This is a genomic window from Bradyrhizobium sp. (assembly GCF_019242285.1).
Classification (GTDB): domain Bacteria; phylum Pseudomonadota; class Alphaproteobacteria; order Rhizobiales; family Xanthobacteraceae; genus Bradyrhizobium.
Map to the genome: position 1 here is coordinate 1 of NZ_JAFAVV010000393.1, position 7334 is coordinate 7334.

Genomic DNA, 7334 nt, shown 5'->3' on the forward strand with positions numbered 1-7334 from the left:
TGATCGGCAGCTCGAACTGCACTGCGGTCGACATCTCCTGCACCGTCATCTGCACCGAGGCGTCGCCGGCAATGTCGATGACGAGGCTGTCGGGATGCGCGACCTGCACGCCGATCGCCGACGGCAGCCCGTAGCCCATGGTGCCGAGCCCGCCGGATGTCATCCAGCGGTGCGGCTCCTCGAAGCCATAGAACTGCGCCGCCCACATCTGGTGCTGGCCGACCTCGGTGGTGATGTAGGTGTCCTTGCCCCGCGTCGCCTCGAACAATTGCTGGATCGCGTGCTGCGGCATGATGATGTCGTTGCTCTTCCGGTAGAACAGCGAGTTGCGCGCGCGCCACTTCGCGATCTCGGCCCACCATGCCTTGACGTCGGGCTTCTTCGCTTCCGCCTTGAACACCTGCAGCAGGTCGCCCAGGATGTTGCCGGCATCGCCGATGATCGGCACGTCGACGTGGATGTTCTTGTTGATCGACGACGGATCGATGTCGATGTGGATCTTCTTCGAGCCCGGCGAGAACGCATCGGTGCGGCCGGTGATGCGGTCGTCGAAGCGCGCACCAATGCACAGCATGACGTCGCAATCATGCATCGCCATGTTGGCCTCGTAGGTGCCGTGCATGCCGAGCATGCCGAGCCAGTTCCTGCCCGACGCCGGATAGGCGCCGAGCCCCATCAGCGTCGAGGTGATGGGAAAGCCGGTCGTCTCGACCAGCTCGCGCAGCAGCTTCGAGGCCTCGCGCCCCGAATTGATCACGCCGCCGCCTGAATAGATCACGGGCTTCTTCGCGGACGCCAGCAGCGCCACGGCTTTCCGGATCTGCATCGCGTCGCCCTTCACCCGCGGCGCATAGGAGACGTGGACGTCGGACTTGCGCGGCGGATGGTAGGTGCCGGTCGCGAACTGCACGTCCTTGGGCACGTCGACCACCACCGGCCCGGGCCGGCCGGTGGTTGCGACATAGAACGCCTCGTGCAGCACCTTCGCCAGGTCGTTGACGTCGCGGACCAGCCAGTTGTGCTTGGTGCAGGGCCGCGTGATGCCGACGGTGTCGCATTCCTGGAATGCATCGTTGCCGATCAGGTGGGTCGGCACCTGGCCGGTGATGCAGACCAGCGGAATCGAATCCATCAGCGCGTCGGCCAGCGGCGTCACCATGTTGGTGGCGCCGGGACCGGAAGTAACCAGCGCCACGCCGGGCTTGCCGGTGGAGCGGGCATAGCCTTCGGCGGCGTGGCCGGCGCCCTGCTCGTGCCGGACCAGGATGTGCCGCACCTCGCTCTGCTGGAAGATCTCGTCATAGATCGGCAGCACGGCGCCGCCGGGATAGCCGAACACGTCCGTGACACCATGATCGGCGAGCGCGCGCACGATCATGGCGGCTCCGGTCATCTGGTTCCTGTCGTGCTTGGTCTCGCTCATGGCTCGGCTCCGGATCGTGCTGTTTGGGCTGGCTTTTTCGGTTTGCTTGGTTCGGGAAATAAAAAAGGGCCCGTTAGGCCCCTGACGCACCGCCTGAATTTGGATGGCAGTCAGCCATCCCCGGCGGTGCGCCTGGATACGACAACGATAAGGAGTTTGGTAATAATATTGCGCATGGACGGGGTCAGACTTCTCGAAGGTTGCGTGAACCATAGCAACGGACGCCTCGATGTCAAGGCGATGGCTGTCGGTTGGCGCGGTTTTGTCGGTTGTAGCCGCGTTCCGCTGCGAGAGCGAGAGAAAATTTCGCAACCTGTGGCACGGATGGGCGCAGCGACGTCCGGGGCCAACGCGAGCCCGGCCCCGGATGTCGCTCATCCAGGCTACGAACTGTGGCGGCCCGCTGAATTCCTAATCCTTGGGCCGCCGACAAATGCAATCAGCCGCTCAAGACGCCCATGGATCGATCAGCGTCAGCCCCAATCCCGCGAAGTCGCCGACGTTCCGCGTGGCGAGGTCAAGCCCGTAGGCAGATGCAATACCGGCGATCTGAAGATCGGCCAGCTTGGCCGGGACCTGATGCAGCGCAAGTCCGCTCGCGCGGGCCTGCGCGAACAGCCGCGCCGCGGATTGGGCCGCTGCAGCGTCGAACCCGTAGATGCGTGCACCGAAGCGCCTGACCGTCCTTGTCACCGCGTTTTCCAACGCATCCTTGCGCTTGCCGGCGTCGAGCAAGGCAAGTCCGGCCCCGAGTTCGAAAATCGTGATGCTCGAAATGGCGGCATTTGCGAAATTCGTATTGAGCCAACTGACGACGTGGGACGAGGGTGCAGGCTTCAGCGCCTCGGAGATCACGTTCGTGTCGAGCAGGATCATTTCAGCGATATGGGCCGAACGGGCGCAGACCGCAGTTGCGCGAGCGCCTCGTCGAGATCGACGCCCGGCCTCGAGATCGCGACCAGCCAGTCGCCGAACGGCTGGGCGTCATCGGGAGATGCGGCTTCCTCGCGCGCCAGCGTTTCGAGCGTCTCCCGCAGGTCGGCCTCAAGACTCTTGCCGCGCCGCTCGGCGCGAAGCCGCAGCAATTCCTTGGTCGCGTCGTCGACCTTGCGGATCAGAATATCAGCCATCAGGAATGTCCTTCGCGCGAGGGATATCACGATATCATTCAACCTTCAACGCCCGCGGAATCGGCTGCGTGGCCCGGATGAGCGCAGCGACGTCCGGGGCCAACGCGAGTCCGGCCCCGGATGTCGCTGCGCTCATCCGGGCGACGACGACCACTCTTGCACCATCGCCGCCTCCGGCGATATCCACTGAAACTCGGGCAACTGGTGCCGAAACCAGGTGAACTGCCGCTTGGCGTAGTGCCGCGTGTCCGCCTTGCCGATCGCGCCTGCCTCCTGCAACGACAGCTCGCCATCGAGATGCCGGATCAACGCCGGCACGCCATGCGCCTTCATCGCCGGCAACAAAGGATCGAGTTTTCGCGCGGCAAGGCGGGTGACCTCCTCCAGCGCTCCGGCCTTCAGCATCACGTCGAAGCGCGCGTCGATCCGCGCGTAGAGTGTCTCGCGCTCGGGCGCGAGGAACAGTGCGCGAAACGCGTCTGCCGGCAGCAGCGGTGGCAGGCCGTCGCGATGCCAGTCGGTCAGCGAGCGGCCGGTGGCCTCGATCACCTCCAGCGCACGGGCGATGCGTGTGCGGTCGCGCGGCTTCAGCCGCGCGGCGGCCGCTGGATCGCGCCGCGCGAGCTCCGCATGCAGCGCCTCGACGCCGTCGCGCGCGAGCCGCGCGCGCACGGCCTCGCGGATTTCGGGCGGGGTCGGCGGCACCGCGGCAAGCCCGCGCGTGAGCGCCTTGAAATAGAGCCCGCTGCCGCCGACGAAGATCGGCACGCGGCCTTCCGCGCGCGTTTCCGCCAGCGCGCGCTCGGCATCGCCGACCCAGGCGCCGGCGGAGAAATTCACCGCCGCATCCACCGTGCCGTAGAGCCGATGCGGCACCGCCGCTTCCTCTTCCGGCCCCGGCCGCGCGGTGAGGATGCGCAGATCGCGGTACATCTGCATGGAGTCGGTGTTGATGATTGCGCCGCCGAGCTTCCGCGCCAGTTCGAACGCCAGCGCCGACTTGCCGCTGGCGGTCGGGCCTGCGATAAGCACGGCCTTCCTGATCAACGAAACCACCCGATGTCCCTCGTCGCGACCCTGATCTGCAACCCCGCCAATCCCGCGCTCGATTCGACCGTGGTCGATGGCGCGCGCGCCGTGCTGCCCTCGGCCGGTCCCGCGCACTGGCTGTTCCACGAGGTGGCGGTCGACATCCCGTTCGAGGACCATGGCGACCTCCACGCCATCGAGGCGCATTTGCGCCAGGTGCGCGGCGACCTGCCGATCGACATCGTGGTGCAGCCTTCCGCCTTCCGGCGCAAGAAGCTTTTTCTGGCCGACATGGATTCCACCATGATCGGCCAGGAGTGCATCGACGAGCTCGCAGATTTCGCCGGCCTGAAGGCCCATGTCGCAGCAATCACCGAGCGCGCGATGCGCGGCGAGATCGCGTTCGAGCCGGCGCTGCGCGAGCGCGTCGCGCTGTTGAAGGACCTCCCGGTCGGCGTGGTCGACGAGGTGCTCGACAAGCGCATCACGCTGACGCCGGGCGGCCGTGAGCTGGTCATGACCATGCGCGCGCACGGCGCCTATACCTGCCTGATCTCGGGCGGTTTCACGCTGTTCACGAATGAGGTCGCAGCGAAGATCGGCTTCCAGGAGAACCGCGCCAACGAGCTCGTGGTCCGCGACGGCAAGTTCACCGGCGAGGTGCGCGAGCCGATCCTCGGCCGCGACAGAAAGCTCGCGACGCTGGTCGAACTGACGGAGGCGTTCGACCTCGACGACATCGACACGCTCGCGGTCGGCGACGGCGCCAACGACCTCGCCATGATCCAGCACGCGGGCCTCGGCGTCGCCTACCACGCCAAGCCCGCGGCCTCCGCGGCCGCCGCCGCGCGCATCGATCACGGCGACCTCACCGCGCTGCTGTATGCGCAGGGGTATCGAAGAGAGGAGTTCGCGGCGGGATAGGCCTGGAATCGGGACGCTGGTCGCCTCAGTCCACGCGCTCCCCGGTGAACCGGTCGCGTCCTTTCCAATATTCGCAAACCGGGCACCACTCGCCTTCGTAGTCTATCCTTCCTGATGCGGGCATCCGATGATGCGGCCGGTCATCGCGACGGACAACGCGCCCTGCTCCGTGATGAAATCCAGCATCTCCTCGGCAATACGCGGGTCGTTGCGCACGTCGCCGACGTCGAGTTTCCAGTCACGCATCGCGCCAACCGCCTCGTGCTCGGATGCAATGATGCCGACGACGACCTTGCTCGCACGGGATGCGTCGGGACCGTAGAAGGCGACAGTCGCGACCGGCCAGCCGCGCATGCCTTTCTTTACTTTCTTGCCCAAGCGTTTGAGGAAGCGATCACTCATGGAGCATCTCATTGGGTTTCATCGGTCGCGCTGCTTCTGCACCGCAGCACCTTCCTGTCATGTACGAGAATTCTAGCAGAGAGACCCTCTGTTGCGAACCAATGGCTCCTGCCGCTCGCGCCTGTCCGACGGGCCGAATCAGCCGAATGAAGGCGGATGTCGGCCCGCGAGCACGCGCCTGAGGCCGAGAGGTCGCCGGCGCGAAAAACGAAATTTGCCGAGCGGACTCAAGCTGGTTGGCGCTGTCCAGTCCTCAATGCAAAAATATTTCTCTTTCTATTTTTCAGAAACCATGATTATTAGGCGCATCCCGCCTCCATCGGAGGGGCGTTTCGCGATCGTCACGGACGTGGGAGGCGGGAGGCGGTGGACGCGATGATGCTGCGCGACGAGCGGCATCTTGCGGACGGCGAAATCGTGTGGTCCCGGCGCCGCGACGCTGGCGTCAAGCTCTTTGTGATGCTTCGCATCACAGGGGTGACGGGGGCAAGAAAGCCCGCTCCCCGGGGAGAGCACGTATAAGCCGTAACCCACCGCGCGGGGAATGCCGGCTGTGTCGGCTGAACCTGTGGTAACTGCCGCCTGCGTTTCTTGTTGCAGGCGGGCCATGGGTGCGGCCAGCATCCGGCATTCCCCGCGCCCTCCCCGATTTCGAGGGTGATCGTTTCGCAAGCCTCGGACGAATCCCGTCGCGAGAACGCAGATGTTCGTCCTCCGCTGTCATGCTCCGCGAAGCGGGGCATCCAGCATTCCAGAGCGGCATCGTGTGAGCACAACTGCCTCTGGAATGCCGGGTCGCCCGATCCCGCCTACGCCGAAGGCTTCGGCGGGCTCGCAAGCCGGGCGAAGACACCGAATGCTGTTTGACACGTTAATCGAGTAGATGAAGCGCCGGAATCGTAGGGTGGGCTAAGCAGGCCACTTGCGCCAACATTCGCCACGCGAAGACGAGAGCGCGCCCACCATCCCAAGCGATGCTGTCGACCCAATGGTGGGCCCGTCGCTCCGCGCGATGCTGCGCATCGTCGCGGCCGCGCCTTTGCCCATCCTACCGCCACTCGCTACTGCACACCGAGCGCGACGAAGCGCAATTCGCCGTCGCCGTTCGAAACCAGCAGCAGCACCGACTTCTTGCCGTCCTTCTTGAGCTGCTCGACGCGCTTCTTGATATCGGCGGCGTTCGACACCGCCTCCTGCGCCACCTCGACGATGACGTCGCCGGCCGAGAGCCGCTTGTCGGCAGCGTCCGAGGTGCCGTCGACGCCGGTGATCAGGACACCCTTGACGCTGTCCTTGATCTTGTAGCGGGTGCGCAGGTCCTTGCTCAGCGCGGCGAGATCGAGCCCGAGCGCCTTCTGCGTCACCGGCTTGTCGGCCGGATCGTCCTTCTTGATCGCCGCCGGCTGCGCCTTCTCGTCGTCCTGCAGGCGGCCAAGGGTGACCTTGCGGGTCTCCTCCTGGCCCTTGCGGATCACGACGACGTCGACCTCCTTGCCCACCGTGGTGTCGGCCACCACGCGGGAGAGATCCTTCGGCTCCTTGATCTCCTTGCCGTCGAAGGTGATGACGACGTCGCCGGGCTCGATGCCGGCCGGTTTCGCCGGCCCCTTGTCGTCGACGCCGGCGATCAGCGCGCCGCGCGCCGGATGGATGTTGAGGCTCTCGGCGATCTCGTCGGTGACGGTCTGGATGCGTACGCCGAGCCAGCCGCGGCGGAGCTCGCCGAACTGGCGGAGCTGGTCGACGACGCTGGCCACCGTCTTCGAGGGCACCGCGAAGCCGATGCCGATCGAGCCGCCCGAAGGCGAGATGATCAGGGTGTTGACGCCGATCACCTCGCCGTCGAGGTTGAACAGCGGGCCGCCGGAATTGCCGCGATTGATGGCGGCGTCGGTCTGGATGTAGCTGTCATAGGGACCAGACGAGATGTCGCGGTTCTTGGCCGAGACGATGCCGGCGGTCACCGTGCCGCCGAGGCTGAACGGGTTGCCGATCGCGACCACCCAGTCGCCGAGGCGGAGCCTGTCCGAATCGCCGAACTTGACCGCGGTCAGGGACTTCGGCGGCTTGAACTTCAGCACGGCGAGATCGGTCTTCTTGTCGATGCCGACGATCTCGGCCTTGACCTTGGTGCCGTCGTTCATGATCACGTTGATCTCGTCGGCGTCGGCGATGACGTGGTTGTTGGTGACGACGACGCCGGACGCATCGATGATGAAGCCGCTTCCGAGCGAGTTGGTCTTGTGCGGCATCAGATCGCCGCCGCCCTTGCCGCCCCTGCGGTTCTTGAAGAAATCGTCGAAGAATTCCTCGAACGGCGATCCCGGCGGCAGTTGCGGCATGGCGCCCTTGCCGTCAGCCTTCGCCTCCACAGTTTGCGAGGTCGAGATGTTGACCACCGCATCGATTACCTTCTCGGCGACGTC

General features: G+C 65.5%; 7 protein-coding genes. 1 reads left to right on the forward strand and 6 read right to left on the reverse strand.

Features of this window, described 5'->3' with window-relative positions; translation table 11 throughout:
• The 4 genes from ilvB to miaA form a co-directional block, all read right to left on the reverse strand.
• The coding region (ilvB, locus tag JOY90_RS15260) for a biosynthetic-type acetolactate synthase large subunit (RefSeq protein ID WP_291691948.1) at positions 1–1423 on the reverse strand (1423 nt) is incomplete at its 3' end.
• Positions 1424–1870: 447 nt separating this feature from the next.
• Entirely contained in the window at positions 1871–2299 is a 429-nt protein-coding gene (locus JOY90_RS15265; protein WP_291691949.1) for a type II toxin-antitoxin system VapC family toxin, read from the reverse strand.
• The gene (locus tag JOY90_RS15270) at positions 2296–2553 is read right to left on the reverse strand and encodes a plasmid stability protein y4jJ (protein ID WP_291691950.1); all 258 of its coding nucleotides are present in this window, start codon (positions 2551–2553) and stop codon (positions 2296–2298) included. The genes JOY90_RS15265 and JOY90_RS15270 overlap by 4 nt, the downstream gene beginning before the upstream one ends.
• Positions 2554–2685: 132 nt before the next feature.
• Positions 2686–3585, reverse strand: a complete 900-nt coding sequence (gene miaA, locus JOY90_RS15275; protein WP_291691951.1) for a tRNA (adenosine(37)-N6)-dimethylallyltransferase MiaA — start codon at positions 3583–3585, stop codon at positions 2686–2688.
• Between the two features lie 27 nt (positions 3586–3612).
• On the opposite strand from miaA, the gene serB reads away from it, so the two are divergent.
• Complete coding sequence (gene serB, locus JOY90_RS15280) at positions 3613–4506, forward strand: phosphoserine phosphatase SerB (RefSeq protein ID WP_291691952.1); 894 nt, start codon at positions 3613–3615, stop codon at positions 4504–4506.
• Positions 4507–4608: 102 nt separating this feature from the next.
• Here serB and JOY90_RS15285 read toward each other — a convergent pair whose 3' ends face one another.
• Entirely contained in the window at positions 4609–4908 is a 300-nt protein-coding gene (locus JOY90_RS15285; protein ID WP_291691953.1) for a hypothetical protein, read from the reverse strand.
• A 1061-nt stretch (positions 4909–5969) separates the two neighbouring features.
• Positions 5970–7334, reverse strand: a 1365-nt coding sequence (locus JOY90_RS15290) for a Do family serine endopeptidase (RefSeq protein WP_291691954.1), incomplete at its 5' end; no start/stop codon positions are given.